Origin of the sequence: Salegentibacter mishustinae (assembly GCF_002900095.1) — a bacterium.
Lineage (GTDB): Bacteria > Bacteroidota > Bacteroidia > Flavobacteriales > Flavobacteriaceae > Salegentibacter > Salegentibacter mishustinae.
The window spans coordinates 1,910,516-1,926,604 of the sequence record NZ_LLKN01000002.1 but is presented as its reverse complement, the minus strand read 5'-3'; the positions used below and the strand labels follow the sequence as shown (position 1 = coordinate 1,926,604).

General features: G+C 38.9%; 14 protein-coding genes. 13 read left to right on the top strand and 1 reads right to left on the bottom strand.

Features of this window, described 5'->3' with window-relative positions:
* Window positions 1–9: 9 nt before the first annotated feature.
* The 13 genes from ilvB (at window position 10) to argH (ending at window position 14,779) form a co-directional block, all read left to right on the top strand.
* Window positions 10–1,743: a biosynthetic-type acetolactate synthase large subunit gene (ilvB, locus tag APB85_RS11600; RefSeq protein WP_057481558.1), complete on the top strand. Its 1,734-nt coding sequence runs from the start codon at window positions 10–12 to the stop codon at window positions 1,741–1,743.
* Window positions 1,743–2,273, top strand: a complete 531-nt coding sequence (gene ilvN / locus APB85_RS11595) for an acetolactate synthase small subunit (RefSeq protein WP_057481559.1) — start codon at window positions 1,743–1,745, stop codon at window positions 2,271–2,273. The genes ilvB and ilvN overlap by 1 nt, the downstream gene beginning before the upstream one ends.
* A 9-nt stretch (window positions 2,274–2,282) precedes the next feature.
* Entirely contained in the window at window positions 2,283–3,758 is a 1,476-nt protein-coding gene (gene ilvC, locus APB85_RS11590) for a ketol-acid reductoisomerase (RefSeq protein ID WP_057481560.1), read from the top strand.
* A 1-nt stretch (window position 3,759) separates the two neighbouring features.
* Window positions 3,760–5,034, top strand: a complete 1,275-nt coding sequence (gene ilvA / locus APB85_RS11585) for a threonine ammonia-lyase IlvA (RefSeq protein WP_057481561.1) — start codon at window positions 3,760–3,762, stop codon at window positions 5,032–5,034.
* A 339-nt stretch (window positions 5,035–5,373) separates the two neighbouring features.
* On the top strand, window positions 5,374–6,009 hold the full coding sequence (locus APB85_RS11580; protein ID WP_057481562.1) for a GNAT family N-acetyltransferase: 636 nt from the start codon (window positions 5,374–5,376) through the stop codon (window positions 6,007–6,009).
* A gap of 136 nt (window positions 6,010–6,145) precedes the next feature.
* On the top strand, window positions 6,146–7,333 hold the full coding sequence (locus APB85_RS11575) for an argininosuccinate synthase (RefSeq protein ID WP_057481563.1): 1,188 nt from the start codon (window positions 6,146–6,148) through the stop codon (window positions 7,331–7,333).
* Window positions 7,330–8,292 (top strand): N-acetyl-gamma-glutamyl-phosphate reductase, encoded by a 963-nt coding sequence (argC, locus tag APB85_RS11570; RefSeq protein WP_057481564.1) that lies wholly within the window; start codon window positions 7,330–7,332, stop codon window positions 8,290–8,292. Before APB85_RS11575 ends, argC begins: the two co-directional genes overlap by 4 nt.
* Before the next feature lie 167 nt (window positions 8,293–8,459).
* Entirely contained in the window at window positions 8,460–9,254 is a 795-nt protein-coding gene (gene proC / locus APB85_RS11565; RefSeq protein WP_057481565.1) for a pyrroline-5-carboxylate reductase, read from the top strand.
* 2 nt (window positions 9,255–9,256) lie between these two features.
* The gene (locus APB85_RS11560) at window positions 9,257–10,384 is read left to right on the top strand and encodes an aspartate aminotransferase family protein (RefSeq protein ID WP_057481566.1); all 1,128 of its coding nucleotides are present in this window, start codon (window positions 9,257–9,259) and stop codon (window positions 10,382–10,384) included.
* Between the two features lie 90 nt (window positions 10,385–10,474).
* Complete coding sequence (locus APB85_RS11555; protein WP_057481567.1) at window positions 10,475–11,449, top strand: N-acetylornithine carbamoyltransferase; 975 nt, start codon at window positions 10,475–10,477, stop codon at window positions 11,447–11,449.
* A gap of 46 nt (window positions 11,450–11,495) precedes the next feature.
* Window positions 11,496–12,275, top strand: coding sequence for an acetylglutamate kinase (gene argB, locus APB85_RS11550; protein ID WP_057481568.1), 780 nt, complete (start codon window positions 11,496–11,498; stop codon window positions 12,273–12,275).
* The gene (locus tag APB85_RS11545) at window positions 12,275–13,345 is read left to right on the top strand and encodes a M20 family metallo-hydrolase (protein WP_057481569.1); all 1,071 of its coding nucleotides are present in this window, start codon (window positions 12,275–12,277) and stop codon (window positions 13,343–13,345) included. Before argB ends, APB85_RS11545 begins: the two co-directional genes overlap by 1 nt.
* A 156-nt stretch (window positions 13,346–13,501) precedes the next feature.
* Window positions 13,502–14,779, top strand: coding sequence for an argininosuccinate lyase (gene argH / locus APB85_RS11540; protein ID WP_057481570.1), 1,278 nt, complete (start codon window positions 13,502–13,504; stop codon window positions 14,777–14,779).
* Window positions 14,780–14,955: 176 nt separating this feature from the next.
* Here argH and leuB read toward each other — a convergent pair whose 3' ends face one another.
* Window positions 14,956–16,071, bottom strand: a complete 1,116-nt coding sequence (leuB, locus tag APB85_RS11535) for a 3-isopropylmalate dehydrogenase (protein WP_057481571.1) — start codon at window positions 16,069–16,071, stop codon at window positions 14,956–14,958.
* Window positions 16,072–16,089: the final 18 nt, after the last annotated feature.

Below are 16,089 nucleotides of genomic sequence, written 5' to 3'. Positions count from 1 at the left end.
AGGTGAATTATGGAAGTTAAAACAGCTAGTTTCGAAAAAACGGCTTCCCCAAAAGCAACCACGGTTTCAGGAGCTGAAGCAGTGATAAAATGTTTGCTTGAGGAAGGAGTGGATACGCTTTACGGCTATCCCGGCGGAGCAATTATGCCCGTTTATGATGAATTGTATAAATATCAGAAACAAATTCACCACGTCCTCACCCGTCACGAACAGGGTGCAACCCACGCCGCACAGGGTTATGCTAGAGTTAGTGGAAAAGTAGGGGTAGCGATGGCAACATCGGGTCCTGGAGCCACGAATTTGGTAACAGGGATTGCCGATGCACAAATAGATTCTACGCCCATGGTGTGTATCACCGGGCAGGTAGGTTCGCATTTACTGGGAAGTGATGCTTTTCAGGAAACCGATATTATTGGTATTTCAACGCCTATTACTAAGTGGAATTACCAAATTACCAGGGCTGAAGAAATTCCGGAAATCTTAGCAAAAGCTTTTTTTATCGCCCGCTCCGGTAGACCGGGACCGGTTTTAATAGATATTACCAAAGATGCGCAGTTTGCTTCATTGGAATTCAATTATAAAAAATGCTCTGGCATTAGAAGTTATAAGCCCACCCCAAAAGTTGACTTAAACCAGGTAGAAAAGGCGGCCGAAGCGATCAACAATGCTAAAAAACCTATGATCGTTTTTGGGCAGGGAGTAATTTTAGGTGGCGCCGAAGAGCTTTTTAAACAGGTTGTAGAAAAATCGGGCGTACCAGCTGCCTGGACTATTTTAGGACTTTCAGCAATGCCTACCGATCATCCTTTAAATGTAGGAATGGTAGGAATGCATGGCAATTACGGTCCTAATGTCTTAACCAATGAATGCGATGTATTAATTGCGATTGGGATGCGTTTTGACGACCGGGTAACCGGAAATTTGGAGAAATATGCCAAACAAGCAAAAGTGATCCATTTTGAAATAGATCCGGCTGAAATTAATAAAAACGTTTATGCTGATATTCCGGTTCTTGGAAATGTAAAAGAAACGCTTCAAGTTTTATTAGAACTTTTAAAACCAAATAAGCACGAAGCCTGGCATCAAAAATTTAAAGATCATCATCAAATAGAGTTTGATAAGATCATTAAGAATGATTTGAATGCTGAGCGCGGTAAAATTGGAATGGCTGAAGTTATTGACGAGATCAATAAATGTTCTAAAGGAAACGCTGTAATTGTTTCAGATGTTGGTCAGCATCAAATGGTGGCCTGTCGTTATTCAAAATTCAATCAAACCAGAAGTAATGTCACCTCCGGTGGACTTGGAACTATGGGGTTTGCACTTCCGGCGGCTATTGGTGCTAAAATGGGTGCACCAGAGCGCGATGTGGTTGCAGTAATTGGCGATGGCGGTTACCAAATGACCATACAGGAATTAGGAACTATTTTTCAAACAAAAGTTCCAGTGAAAATTGTGGTTCTAAACAACGATTTCCTTGGTATGGTGAGGCAATGGCAGCAATTGTTTTTTGAAAAGCGCTATGCTTCTACAGAAATGATAAATCCAGATTTTATAACCATCGCCAAAGGCTATCATATTAAAGCTAAACAGGTTAGTAAGCGGGAAGATTTAAAAGAAGCGGTTACTGAAATGATGCAATCTAAAGAGGCCTATTTCCTTGAAGTAAAAGTTGAACAGGAAGAAAATGTTTTCCCAATGGTTCCTACCGGGGCTTCAGTTTCTGATATAAGATTAGAGTAATGGAAAAGAAAAATTTCACCGTTTCGGTGTATACCGAAAATAACATAGGCCTTTTAAGCCGAATTGCGGCTATTTTCCAAAAAAGGCATATCAATATAGAGAGTATTACCGCTTCAAGAAGTGAGGTAAACGAAGTAATGCGCTTTACAATTGTAGTACAGGTTACAGAAGAGCAGGTTAAAAAGATCGCCGGGCAAATAGAAAAGCAAATTGAAGTCATTAAAGCTTTTTATCATACCGATGATGAAATGATCTACCAGGAAACTGCACTTTACAAGATAAATTCTTCAGATTTTGTTGAAGATCTTAATATCCAGGATTTTATAAAAGAATCTAATGCACGTATTGTGACGGTTACGCCAAAGTTTTTTGTGATTGAAAAAACCGGAAAACGTCACGAAACCGATAGCCTTTACGAAAAATTAAAACCTTATGGATTGATGCAGTTTGTACGTTCAGGCACTATTGCCGTGACCAAGAACGAAATGCCAATCTCGAACATTTTAGAACAATTTGATACAACCAATTAAATAAAAGTGATGACGAATTATTTTAACAGTCTTTCTTTACGTGAACAATTAGCCCAATTAGGAACCTGTAGATTTATGGGCAGTGATGAATTTAGCGACGGAGTGGCTGCTTTAAAAGGAAAAAAGATAGTGATTGTGGGCTGTGGTGCTCAGGGCCTTAACCAGGGTTTGAATATGCGAGACAGCGGCCTGGATATTTCTTATGCGCTTCGGGATGGAGCTATTAAGGATAAGCGACAGTCTTATAAAAACGCTTCAGAAAATAATTTTAAAGTAGGAACTTATGAAGAATTGATTCCTACAGCCGATCTGGTAATTAACTTAACACCAGACAAACAACATACTTCGGTGATAAAAGCCATTCAACCGCATATTAAAAAAGACGCGGTGCTTTCTTATTCCCACGGATTCAATATCGTGGAAGAAGGAATGAAAATTAGGGAAGATATTACCGTAATTATGGTGGCGCCAAAATGCCCCGGTAGTGAAGTTAGAGAAGAATATAAAAGAGGTTTTGGAGTGCCGACTCTAATTGCCGTACATCCAGAAAACGATCCACAGGGAATTGGGTTTGAATGGGCTAAAGCTTATGCTGTTGCCACTGGTGGTGACCGCGCCGGAGTTTTGGAATCTTCTTTTGTGGCTGAAGTGAAATCAGATCTTATGGGTGAGCAAACCATATTATGTGGAGTGCTGCAAACCGGATCTATTTTGAGTTTCGATAAAATGGTAGCTGAAGGGGTAGAACCTGCTTATGCTTCAAAATTGATCCAGTATGGTTGGGAAACCATCACCGAAGCTTTAAAGCACGGCGGAATCACCAATATGATGGATAGGCTATCAAATCCTGCCAAGATAAAAGCCGATGCGATTTCCGAAGAATTAAAAGAAATATTACGTCCGCTTTTTCAAAAGCATATGGATGATATTATTTCAGGAGAATTTAGTAGCCGAATGATGCGCGATTGGGAAAATAATGACAAAGAATTGCTGGAATGGCGTGCCGCAACCGGAGAAACCGCTTTTGAAAAATCTGAAGCCACTTCTAAAGAAATAAAAGAACAGGAATATTTTGATAAAGGTGTATTGTTAGTAGCCTTTGTGAAATCTGGTGTAGAACTGGCTTTTGAAACTATGGTAGAAGCAGGCATTGTGGCAGATTCGGCTTATTACGAATCGCTGCACGAAACTCCTTTAATTGCCAATACCATAGCCAGGAAGAAATTGTTCGAGATGAACAGGATTATTTCTGATACGGCAGAATACGGTTGTTATTTATTTGATCATTCGGCCAAACCACTTATTAAAGATTATGTGAACGGCTTACCAAAAGAGGTTATTGGTCATTCTTTTGGAACCGATTATACCGGCGTAGACAATCAGCAGTTAATTGCCGTGAATGATGAAATTAGACAACATCCGGTAGAAAAAGTAGGCGGAAGGTTACGAAAAGCGATGACCGCAATGAAAAAAATACAGGAATAAAATGGATACTTTGCTGGCAGATAAAAAAATATACAAACCTCAAGTTGAAGCTGTAAAAGAAGCGGCTGAGCGAATTTCTAAAGTGGTGGTAAAAACACCGCTTATGCAATCTTTTACTTATACTAACAAATTTTCGGCTAATGTGATGTTGAAAAGGGAAGATTTGCAACAGGTTCGTTCTTATAAAATTCGTGGGGCTTATAATAAGATCTCAAGCCTACCAAAAGAACAACTTAATAAAGGGGTTATTTGTGCCAGCGCCGGAAATCACGCGCAAGGTGTAGCTTTTGCCTGTAATAAACTGCGGGCAAAAGGCGTGATCTATATGCCAATTACCACTCCCAGGCAAAAAGTGGAACAAACAAAAATGTTTGGCGGCGAATGGGTGGAGGTGGTTTTAAAAGGTGACACTTTTGATGATTCTTTTAAAAGCTCGATGAAACACGCCGATAAATTCGGATTGGTTTTTATTCATCCTTTTGACGATGAAAAAGTGATTGAGGGTCAGGCTACTATTGGCTTAGAAATCCTGGAACAGGCAAACGAACCCATAGATTATGTTTTTGCGCCTCTTGGTGGTGGCGGACTGTTAGCCGGAATATCTTCTATGTTTAAAGAGCTTTCTCCCAATACTAAAATCATTGGAGTAGAGCCGGAAGGTGCGGCTTCCATGACTTCCTCTTTGAAAGAAGGGAAATTGGTAGAACTAAAATCTATAGAAAGGTTTGTAGATGGCGCTGCGGTTCAAAAAGTAGGTAGCCGCAATTTTGAGATTTGTAAGGAGAATCTAGATAAAATGATCACGGTTCCCGAAGGCAAGATTTGCCAAACCATCCTTGATCTTTATAACCAGGATGCAATTGTGGTAGAACCTGCAGGGGCAATGGCTATAAGTGCGCTCGATTTTTTTGCTGAAGAAATTAAAGGGAAAAATGTGGTTTGCATTGTAAGTGGAAGTAATAATGATATCACCCGAACAGCTGAAATTAAAGAACGTGCTTTATTATATGCAGGCCTAAAACATTATTTTGTGATAAGCTTTCCGCAAAGAGCAGGTGCTTTAAAAGATTTCCTGGAAAAAGTTTTGGGACCAAAAGACGATATTACCCATTTTGAATATTCTAAAAAACATCACAGGGAAAACGCTCCCGCGGTTGTAGGGATAGAAATAAACGACCCGGCAGATTTTGAGCCATTGGTTGACCGGATGAAAGCGAATAATTTTTACGGGGAATATCTTAACGATAAGCCTAATTTGTTTCAGTATTTAGTATAAATATTTTGTTGGTTAAAATAATTATGTACATTTACAACATGCTTTCAATGAGACAAATAGTATTTCCCGTTTTTCGCTTCTTCCCGCGCCGCCGCAGGTAAGAAAAACACCTCTATTTCCTTTTTTTAATATTATTTGATTTTAATTATAATTTGAAAGATTCACAAAACATACCGTCCAATTTAAATTTCAGAATTACTTCTGAAATAACACCTATTCGCCGCCGCTTCCCGCGTCGCACGTTTGTGCGTGTATAATTTATATGGAACTTAGGTGAGTCCGGTTCCCCTTTCAAAAAAGACCAAATCAAATTTTATTTTCTCACTAATTTCTTAGCAAATGAAGATTATCATTGCTAATAAATCTCACGCTCCTTACGCTGAGATTATTTGTACAACTATAGAAGAATCTGCAAAGGTTCGAGGCACGGGTATTGCCCGCAGAACTCCCGAATATATTATTGGTAAAATGGAAAAAGGGAATGCGGTTATTGCTTTAGACGGCGAAAAATTTGCCGGCTTCTGCTATATCGAAACCTGGAGCCACGATAGGTATGTGGCAAACTCAGGTCTCATAGTACACCCCGATTTCAGAAATCAGGGTTTAGCTAAAGAGATCAAAGAAGTGGTTTTTAAGCATTCCAGAAAAATGTACCCCAATGCAAAGATCTTCGGAATTACTACCGGTTTGGCTGTGATGAAAATAAATTATGAGCTGGGCTATCAACCCGTCCCTTTTTCTGAATTAACCGATGATGACGCCTTTTGGAAAGGTTGCCAAACCTGCAAGAATTACGATATCCTCACCAGGACAGAACGTAATATGTGCCTTTGCACCGGGATGATGTACGATCCCGAAAGAAAAAAAGATGTCAAAAAAACGCAGAAAAAGGAAAGTTTAAATGATAAAGCTTTTAAAAGGCTGAAGAATATTAAACAAACCTTGTTTTACAAAAAAGAGAAAAACGGAAACTGAATTGTTCCTTCCATTTCAAGGGAAGGTGGTAGGCGAAAGCCTGAAGGAAGGATAAACCATCCCGCAAGCCTTTCTGGGAGGAGAAATATAAAATATTATTGAATTCGTGGCGAACCCCACGTTTTAAATTAAAAAAATGAAAAAAGTAGTTATAGCATATAGTGGAGGTTTAGATACTTCTTATTGCGCAAAATATTTATCTAAAGAAGAAAATTTTGAAGTTCACGCGGTGAGTGTGAATACCGGAGGATTTTCAGAAGAAGAAGTGAAGAAAATTGGAGAAAACGCGCAAAAAATAGGGGCAAAGACCTATAAGAATATTGATGCAGTTTCCTCATTTTATCAAAAAGTGGTAAAATACTTAATCTTCGGAAATGTTTTGAAGAACAATACCTATCCGCTTTCGGTGAGTGCTGAACGAATTGTACAGGCCATAGAGATTGTGAATTACGCAAAAAGTATTGATGCTAAATATATTGCTCACGGCAGTACCGGCGCCGGAAACGACCAGGTACGATTTGATATGATCTTTCAAATTATCGCACCGGAAATTGAGATCATCACCCCAATTAGGGATAAGCAACTCAGTAGACAGGAAGAAATTGAATACCTGAAGCAGAATGGAGTGGAAATGAATTGGGAAAAGTCAAAATATTCGGTGAACAAGGGCCTTTGGGGAACCAGTGTTGGTGGAGCAGAAACTTTGACCTCAGAAAAACCTTTACCCGAATCGGCTTACCCTTCCCAGATTCAGGAAAAGGAACCGAAACAAATCAGTTTGACATTTTTCAAGGGTGAACTTTCCGCAGTAAATGGAAAAGAAAATTCTCCTGAGAAGAATATTGAGATCCTGGAAAATATCGCTTCCAAGTATGCGATTGGGCGAGACATCCACGTAGGCGATACGATTATTGGAATTAAAGGTAGAGTTGGTTTTGAAGCTGCGGCGGCCTTAATTACTATTAAAGCTCACCATTTACTGGAAAAACATACGCTAAGTAAATGGCAGTTACAGCATAAAGATTATTTGGCTAATTGGTATGGTACGCATTTACACGAAGGCCAGTATTTAGAACCTGTAATGCGAGATTTGGAGGCATTTTTAGAAAGTTCACAAAAGCAGGTTAGCGGAGAAGTTTTTATCACTTTGCATCCTTATAGATTCACTTTAGACGGAATTAAGTCTGAAAATGATTTAATGAATTCCAGTTTCGGAAATTATGGCGAAGAAAATAAAGCCTGGACTTCCCAGGATGCTAAAGGATTTATAAAAATTCTTTCGAATGCGGGCAAGATCTACCAACACGTTAATACAGAAAAATGATAAAAGCAGGAATAATAGGTGGCGCCGGTTATACGGCAGGAGAGCTCATCAGGATTTTGATAAACCATCCAGAAGTTGAGCTGGACTTTATTTACAGCACCTCTCAACCGGGAAAACCTGTTGCAGGAGTACACCAGGATTTACTGGGTGAGATCGATTTGCAATTTAGCGGAGAGATCAATAAAAATGCAGATGTGGTTTTTCTATGTTTGGGACACGGAAATTCCATAAAATTCCTTGCTGAAAATCAGTTTTCAGGAAAAACAAAAATTGTAGATCTAAGTACCGATTATCGAATGAATGGCGAACATGCGTTTGTGTACGGTTTACCTGAATTCAATAAAGAAAAGATAAAAAAAGCTGATTTTATTGCAAATCCCGGATGTTTTGCCACGGCTATTAGTTTAGCAATTTTACCACTTGCGAAAGCCGGATTGTTGCAGAATGAAGTGCATATCAATGCGGTAACCGGAGCAACCGGAGCTGGGACTTCACTTTCGGCTACTACGCATTTTACCTGGCGAGATAATAATTTCTCCAGTTATAAAGCATTTGAACATCAGCATTTAAATGAAATAGGCCAGAGTTTAAAACTACTTCAGAATAACAAGCTCCCGGAAATTAATTTTATTCCGAATAGAGGCAATTTTTCCAGAGGAATTCACGCCACGGCGTACACAAAGTTTGAAGGAAGTCTGGAAGAAGCCAAGGCGATTTATTCTGAAGCCTATAAAGATTCGATTTTTACGTTTGTAGTAGAGGAAGAGCTGCATTTAAAACAAGTAGTAAACACCAATAAATGCCTGCTGAAATTACAGAAATTTAGGAATAAAATTTTAATCACCAGTGTAATTGATAATTTACTAAAAGGGGCTTCGGGGCAGGCAGTTCAAAATATGAACTTGATGTTTGGTTTTGAAGAAACCACCGGATTAAAATTAAAAGCGAATTATTTTTAATGAGATATGCCACTAATACACGAATATAATTGATCGAATAAAAATTAAGGGCGTCATCCTGAACTTGTTTCAGGATCTAAATCCCTGTGGAACCGGAATTATAACCTGTAAGGTTTCATAAATATTCGTGAATTCCTGGCAAAAATTAACCAACTAAAACCAAACAAATGAAAATAGCAATCATAGGAGCCGGAAACCTTGGGCTTTCCATAGCCAAAGGCCTTATTGTGAACAATGCGTTTACCACGCTTTACCTCACAAAACGAAAGATCGAGGAGCTTCAGAATTACGAAGAATATTCAAATGTAACAGTAACTAAAGATAACCGGGAAGCTGTTCAAAATTCAGATATCCTTGTTTTCGCAGTTCAACCTACGCAAATGGAGCGAATTCTGGAAGAGATAAAAGATCAGCTTACCGAGAAGCATGTGCTTATTTCTACCGTAACTGGCTTTAAGATCGCTGCTATGGAAGCGATTGTTGGCCAGGATCAGTTTATTGTGCGTTCTATGCCTAACACGGCCATTGCAGTAGGTAAATCAATGACCTGTCTTTGTAGCAACGAAAAAGGAGAAAAACGCATCGCTATTGCTGAGGCTATTTTTAATCGATTGGGTACAAGTATTATTATTCCGGAAAACAAGATGCAGGCGGCTACGGTAATTTGCGCCAGTGGAGTCGCTTTTTGGATGCGACTGATTCGCGCTACCACCCAGGGCGCTGTCCAACTTGGTTTTGATGCTAAAGACGCCCAGCAGTTGGCTATGCAAACCTGTTTGGGTGCTTCCAGCTTGCTTATAGAATCTGGTAAGCACCCCGAAGAGGAAATCGATAAGGTGACTACCCCACGTGGTTGCACCATTGAGGGATTAAATGAAATGGAGCACAACGGACTCAGTTCATCATTGATAAAAGGAATCCAGGCTTCCTTCAAGAAAATAAACACCATTACAATCGACTAACTATGGAATTATTTGATGTTTATCCGCTTTACGATATCACGCCGGTAAAAGGCGAGGGCGCTTATGTTTTTGATAAAGAAGGAAATAAATACCTGGATCTTTATGGCGGCCATGCGGTAATTTCTATTGGACATTCCCATCCCGCTTATGTGAATTCTATTTCTAAACAGGTTGCGGAACTGGGTTTTTACTCCAATTCGGTCAAAAATCCTTTGCAAAACAATCTTGCCGAAAAGTTGAAAAAACTTTCAGGAATAGAAGATTATAGTCTGTTTTTATGTAATTCGGGGGCTGAGGCCAATGAAAATGCGCTTAAAGTTGCTTCTTTTCATACTGGGAAAGATCGCGTGATCTATTTTGAAAATGCTTTCCACGGAAGAACTTCAGGAGTGGTTGCGGTGACCGACAATGAAAATATTAAAGCTCCATTCAATCAACATCATCAAGCGACGAAAATTGCTTTTGAAGATACGGATACGCTTGAAAAAGAGTTGAAAAAAGGCGACGTGGCTGCGGTTATTTTTGAAGTGATCCAAGGTGTTGGAGGACTCGATGAAGCTTCTACTGAATTTTATCAAAAAACCGCTGAATTGTGTAAAAAATATAGTTCAGTTTTAATTGCAGATGAGGTACAGTCGGGTTATGGGAGGACAGGAGATTTTTTTGCTTTTCAGAAACATAATATTCGACCTGATATTATTTCCATAGCGAAAGGAATGGGCAATGGGTTTCCAATTGGCGGGGTGTTAATCGATAAAGCTATTGAAGCAAAACCCGGAATGCTGGGTACGACTTTTGGTGGGAATCACCTGGCCTGTGCCGCGGGGATTTCGGTTTTGGAGGTTATAGAAAAAGAAAATCTTCTGAAAAATGCCAGTGAACTTTTTGGATATGTAAAAGAGAAAGCGGCGGAAATTCCGCAGATCAAAAAGATCAAAGGTCGCGGATTGATGATTGGTTTAGAATTCGATTTTGAGATCGCGCAGTTAAGAAAAGAACTGTTGTATAAGCATCAAATTTTTACCGGAGCCTCGGCCAATAAAAAACTGCTAAGAATTTTACCGCCATTAAACATAAAAAAGAAACATTTTGATGAGTTATTTAAAGCTTTAAAGATTGTTCTTAATTAAACATTTCTGAAAAGTTTTATAAACCCTGTAGGTATTAGGGAAATTAAAACCTTCAAGGTCTTGTAGACCTTGAAGGATAAAACGCTAAATATGAAAAATTACACAGAATTATCAGATATAAAAGATTTACAGCAATTAATTACGGAAGCGCTAGAGTTGAAAAAAAGCACATCCACTTTAGAAATAGGAAAAGGAAAAACCCTGGGAATGCTATTTTTTAACCCCAGTTTACGTACGCGTTTAAGTTCTGAAAAAGCCGCGAAATTGTTGGGAATGGAAGTAATGGTGATGAATGCCGGTAGCGATAGCTGGAAGTTGGAGTTTGAAGATGGGGCGGTAATGGATTCCGATAAAGCTGAACATATTAAAGAAGCGGCTGCGGTGCTTTCGCAGTATTGCGATATCATCGCGGTACGAGCGTTTCCCGACTTAAAAGACAAAGAAAAAGATGAGGCTGAGACGGTATTAAATAGCTTTAAAAAATTTGCGTCTGTACCTGTTGTAAATTTGGAAAGTGCTACGGGCCATCCCCTGCAGGCACTTACCGATGCCATGACTATTTCCGAATTAAATAAAAAAGATAAGCCGAAAGTTGTGCTTAGCTGGGCGCCGCACCCAAAGACTTTACCGCAAAGTGTACCTAATTCTTTTGCTGAAATTATGCAAAATCTTGATGTGGATTTTGTGATCACCAATCCGGAAGGTTATGATCTAAATCCAAAAATCACTAAAAATGTTTCGGTTATTCACGATCAGGCTGAGGCTTTAAAAGATGCCGATTTCGTGTATGTTAAAAATTGGAGTAGCTATGAAAATTACGGTCAAAAACTAAGTGAAGATCGAAACTGGACTTTTTCTGCAAAAAAATTAAAATTAACCAATAATGCAAAAGTGATGCATTGTTTGCCGGTAAGAAGAAATATGGTGATTGCCGATGAGGTATTGGATTCAGAAAACTCGGTGGTGATTCAACAGGCGGGAAACAGAACTTTTGCTGCGCAGGCGGTTTTAAAAAGAATTTTAGAAGAAAAAGTGCAAGCAAAAGATTTAGGGAAGAATGCTTAAACAGTATTCAGTTTCATCGTACTCTAATGGACGGAATTAAGGAAATATGAAAAACAAGGTTTTAAAAGTTGTAAAAATAGGAGGGAAGCTTATTGAAGATGAATCCAAATTCGCTGAATTCCTGAATGATTTTGTGGCTTTGCGAGGCCCGAAGATCCTGGTTCATGGTGGGGGAAACCTGGCTACCGAAATTGCAGGGAAACTCGGTTATAAAACCCAAATGTTTGAAGGGCGAAGAATCACCGATGCCGATTCAATTAAAGTGATCACTATGGTCTACGGCGGACTCATTAATAAAAATATTGTAGCTAAGCTTCAAATTTTGAATGAAAATGCAATTGGTTTATGCGGTGCCGATGGAATGAGCATTGTTTCCAAGAAACGTCCTGTGAAGGAAGTCGACTTTGGTTTTGTTGGAGACGTGGAAAAGATTAATTCAGAATTTATAAATTCACTTTTAGAACAAAATATTATGCCTGTTTTTTCGGCTATTTCCTGTACAGAAGAGGGTGTACTTTTAAACACAAATGGCGATTCTGTTGCTGCGGAAATCGCCAAAGCGATGAGCGATATATATGAGACTGAACTTTATTTCTGCTTTGAGAAAAAAGGTGTGCTGGCCAATGCCGAAAACGATGATTCGGTGATTCAAGAAATTACCAGTGAAAAATACCAGGAATTGCTTGAAGAAAAAATAATAAGCGATGGGATGCTCCCTAAGTTGCACAACAGTTTCCAGGCTTTGGAAAGCGGTGTGAAAAATATATTTCTGGGGGATTTCAGGTTATTAAATAAAGAATCTGTTTATACTAAAATCACGGATTAATGAAGCTCGAAGAATTACAAAAGGAGGCCCTGGATTTACTAAAGAATCTTGTTGAGATTCGATCATTCTCAAAGGAAGAAGATAAAACGGCCGGGTTGCTGGAAGATTGGTTCCGAACTAAAGAGATGACCTTTTATCGGCATTTGAACAATGTTTGGGCTACCAATAAATATTTTGATCCGGCTAAACCAAGCTTGCTGCTTAATTCACATCACGATACGGTAAAACCAAATTCAGCATACACCCGGAATCCATTTGAAGCTGAAATTGAAGATGGAAAATTATACGGATTAGGTAGTAACGATGCCGGTGGTTGTCTTGTTTCTTTACTTGCAACTTTCACATGGTTTTATGAAGCGAAAAACCTGGAATATAATCTGATTTTTGCAGGAACTGCTGAGGAGGAAATTAACGGGAAAAATGGAATAGCCTGTATGTTACCTAAAATGCCAAAAGTTGATGTTGCTATAGTTGGTGAACCGACTTTAATGCAACTGGCAATTGCCGAAAAAGGTCTGGTAGTTTTTGATGCTAAAGTAAAGGGAACTCCTTCACACGCCGCTCATCCCAATGATAATAACTCGATATACAAGACTGCTAATGCTTTAAAATGGTTTCAGGAATTTGATTTTCCGAAGGAATCTGAAACTCTGGGGAAAGTAAAACTTACGGTAACCCAGATCAATGCCGGCAGCCAGCATAATGTAGTGCCGGGCCACGTAGATCTGGTGATAGATGTTCGGGTGAATGATGCGTATTCCAACGCTGAAATTGAGCAAATTTTAAAGAAAAAAGCTCCTGTAGATGAAATAACTGCACGTTCCCTTCGGTTGAATTCTTCTTCAATTCCCAGGAATCACGAGTTAGTAAAGGCTGGAATTTCTTTAGGAATGGAAACTTATGGTTCGCCTACACTTTCAGACCAGGCAATGTTAAGCTGTCCTTCTTTAAAATTAGGTCCGGGAGATTCCACAAGATCTCATTCCGCAGATGAATTTATTTATGTAAAAGAAGTGGAAGAAGGGATTGAGAAGTATATTAAATTGCTGGAAAAAACTTTAAAAGTATAAAGACTATAAGTAGACTGGTAGAAAAATTTGCGTCAAGTTGTCCCGAAACTTCGGGATTGTTTCAGCTTCTAATGTGTTCTGGGTATATAACAACTTAGATTCTGAAATAAATTCAGAATGACGTTTATAATTAATTTTTAGCTTAAAATAAAAACTATGAAACTCTGGGATAAAGGATTAGCTATAGATAAAAAGATCGAAAATTTTACGGTTGGAAACGACCGGGAGTTAGATATGCATATCGCGGAATACGATCTAAAAGCTTCAAAAGCTCACGCTAGAATGTTAGGGAAAGTTGATATTCTGACTTCAGAAGAAGTGAAAAGTATAGAAGTAGAATTAGCTAAACTTCAGCAGCAGCTTGAAAAAGGAACTTTTGAGATAGAAGAGCAATTTGAAGATGTACATTCAAAAATTGAATTTGAATTAACCAAAGTCCTGGGAGATACAGGAAAAAAAATCCATACTGCTCGATCCAGGAATGACCAGGTTTTGGTGGCGATGCAATTATATTTCAAAGAAAATTTGAGAGAGATTTCTAGTAAAACAAAGCAATTGATAGATGTTCTTGTGGGCCTCGCAGATAAACATCAGGAGAAACTTCTTCCCGGGTATACACATTTGCAGGTAGCGATGCCTTCAAGTTTTGGTTTATGGTTTTCAGCCTATGCAGAATTACTTATCGATGATCTTTATTTACTGGAAGCCGGTTTGAAAGTTGTAGATCAAAATCCGTTGGGATCTGCGGCAGGTTATGGCTCTTCTTTTCCTATAGATCGGGAATTCACCACCAAAGAGTTAGGGTTTTCTACTTTAAAATATAATGTGGTAGCCGCACAACTGGGTCGTGGAAAGTGTGAGCGAACAGTGACTTCTAATATTTCATCAGTAGCAAATACTTTAGCTCGTTTTGCTATGGATATTTGTTTATATATGAGTCAGAATTTTGACTTTATCACTTTTCCCGATGAACTTACCACAGGCTCCAGCATTATGCCACACAAGAAAAATCCTGATGTTTTTGAATTGATTCGTGGTAAATGCAACAAGTTACAGAGCATCGCTAACGAGATGATTTTAATTACCAATAATTTACCGAGCGGTTATCATAGAGACTACCAACTGATCAAAGAAAACAGCATTTATGCGGTAGAAAATATTAAAGAGATCTTGGATGTTTTTATTCACTCCATCGCTTTAATTAAGGTGAAGGATATCAATTTACAGGATGAAAAATATAAATATCTTTTTACGGTAGATAGTATCAATGATTTGGTGATGCAGGGAAAATCTTTTAGAGAGGCTTATCAAATAATCGGTGGCCAGGTGCAGGAAGGAACTTATGAAGCTGCAGAAGGTAAAAAGCATTCGCATTTAGGAAGTAAGGATAATCTTGCTTTGGAAGAAATTAAGAGAAAAAAGGATGAGGTTTAGGTTTTTGAATTTTTATCTGAGTATAGAATAATAGGATCCCGGCTGAAGTCGGGATAGTTCTACCAACACTTTGCGGAAGCTTTTCAAGCTCCTGCAAAGTGGGTATCACTAAAAAACCCCCCGCAAAACCACACGAAATGCGAAGGGTTCAAAACATAAATGAAGAAAAAATAATCTTAAATAATAGTCATTTGCCCAAGGTTCAGGTTCTCATTGTTGATACTAATATTATCAACTTCACTGATAAGTCCCTCAAGGAAATCACCCACTTTTTCGGTGGTATAATGGTTATCTTTGTTAATGTCTATGGTGCAAACATTTAGTTTAATACTAAGTTCCACCGCCTTTTTTACTGCCTCGGCTTCTTCTACCAAACCGAAATGCTCTAAAAGCATTGCAGCCGATAAAATGGAAGCTACAGGGTTTGCGATGCCTTTACCGGTTGCCTGCGGATAGGAACCGTGAATAGGTTCAAACATTGCGTTTTCTTTTCCTACAGATGCCGATGCTAATAACCCGATGCTGCCACCAATTACACTGGCTTCATCTGAAAGAATATCGCCAAACATATTTTCGGTAAGAATTACATCAAATTGAGTTGGGTTAAGAATCATTTGCATGGCCGCGTTGTCAACAAAAAGGAAGTCTAGCGCCACATCTGGATATTCTTCGCCAATTTTGGTTACTGTTTTTCGCCATAACCTGGAAGTTTCCAGAACATTGGCTTTATCTACCAGCGTTAATTTTTTAGATCTTTGTTGTGCAGCTTTAAAAGCCAGGTGTGCCATCCTGGAAATCTCTTCCACAGAATAGGTGCAAACATCGGTAGCGCTTTGACCATCTTCAGCCGTAAATTTATCGCCAAAATAAATTCCGCCGGTAAGTTCCCGGTAAATCACCATATCTGCACCGGTAATACGATCGGCTTTTAATGGCGATTGTTCTATAAGTTTATCATAGGCTTTTACGGGTCTAATATTGGCAAAAAGTCCCAGGCCTTTTCTTAGCTGTAGGAGTCCCTGTTCAGGTCTAACTTTTGCATCGGGATTATTGTCATACTTTGGGTGTCCTATAGCCCCAAATAACACAGCATCAGATTTCTTGCACAATTCCAGCGTAGCTTCAGGTAACGGATTGTTCAGCAAATCTATTGCTGCCGCACCTACCAAGGCGTCTTCAAATTGAAAGTGGTGATCAAAACGATCTGCTACAGCTTTCAAAACTTTAACTGATTGCTGTGTGATTTCAGGACCTATCCCGTCTCCGGGCAAGACTGCTATTTTTAATTTCATTTTTCTTCTTCTTTATGT

Coding starts and splice junctions, on each gene's coding strand:
- ilvB (WP_057481558.1), top strand. CDS start 10: ATGGAAGTTAAAACAGCTAGTTTCGAAAAAACGGCTTCCCCAAAAGCA.
- leuB (WP_057481571.1), bottom strand. CDS start 16,071: ATGAAATTAAAAATAGCAGTCTTGCCCGGAGACGGGATAGGTCCTGAA.
- argH (WP_057481570.1), top strand. CDS start 13,502: ATGAAACTCTGGGATAAAGGATTAGCTATAGATAAAAAGATCGAAAAT.
- APB85_RS11560 (WP_057481566.1), top strand. CDS start 9,257: ATGGAATTATTTGATGTTTATCCGCTTTACGATATCACGCCGGTAAAA.
- ilvC (WP_057481560.1), top strand. CDS start 2,283: ATGACGAATTATTTTAACAGTCTTTCTTTACGTGAACAATTAGCCCAA.
- APB85_RS11580 (WP_057481562.1), top strand. CDS start 5,374: ATGAAGATTATCATTGCTAATAAATCTCACGCTCCTTACGCTGAGATT.
- APB85_RS11555 (WP_057481567.1), top strand. CDS start 10,475: ATGAAAAATTACACAGAATTATCAGATATAAAAGATTTACAGCAATTA.
- APB85_RS11545 (WP_057481569.1), top strand. CDS start 12,275: ATGAAGCTCGAAGAATTACAAAAGGAGGCCCTGGATTTACTAAAGAAT.
- APB85_RS11575 (WP_057481563.1), top strand. CDS start 6,146: ATGAAAAAAGTAGTTATAGCATATAGTGGAGGTTTAGATACTTCTTAT.
- proC (WP_057481565.1), top strand. CDS start 8,460: ATGAAAATAGCAATCATAGGAGCCGGAAACCTTGGGCTTTCCATAGCC.
- argB (WP_057481568.1), top strand. CDS start 11,496: ATGAAAAACAAGGTTTTAAAAGTTGTAAAAATAGGAGGGAAGCTTATT.
- ilvA (WP_057481561.1), top strand. CDS start 3,760: ATGGATACTTTGCTGGCAGATAAAAAAATATACAAACCTCAAGTTGAA.
- ilvN (WP_057481559.1), top strand. CDS start 1,743: ATGGAAAAGAAAAATTTCACCGTTTCGGTGTATACCGAAAATAACATA.
- argC (WP_057481564.1), top strand. CDS start 7,330: ATGATAAAAGCAGGAATAATAGGTGGCGCCGGTTATACGGCAGGAGAG.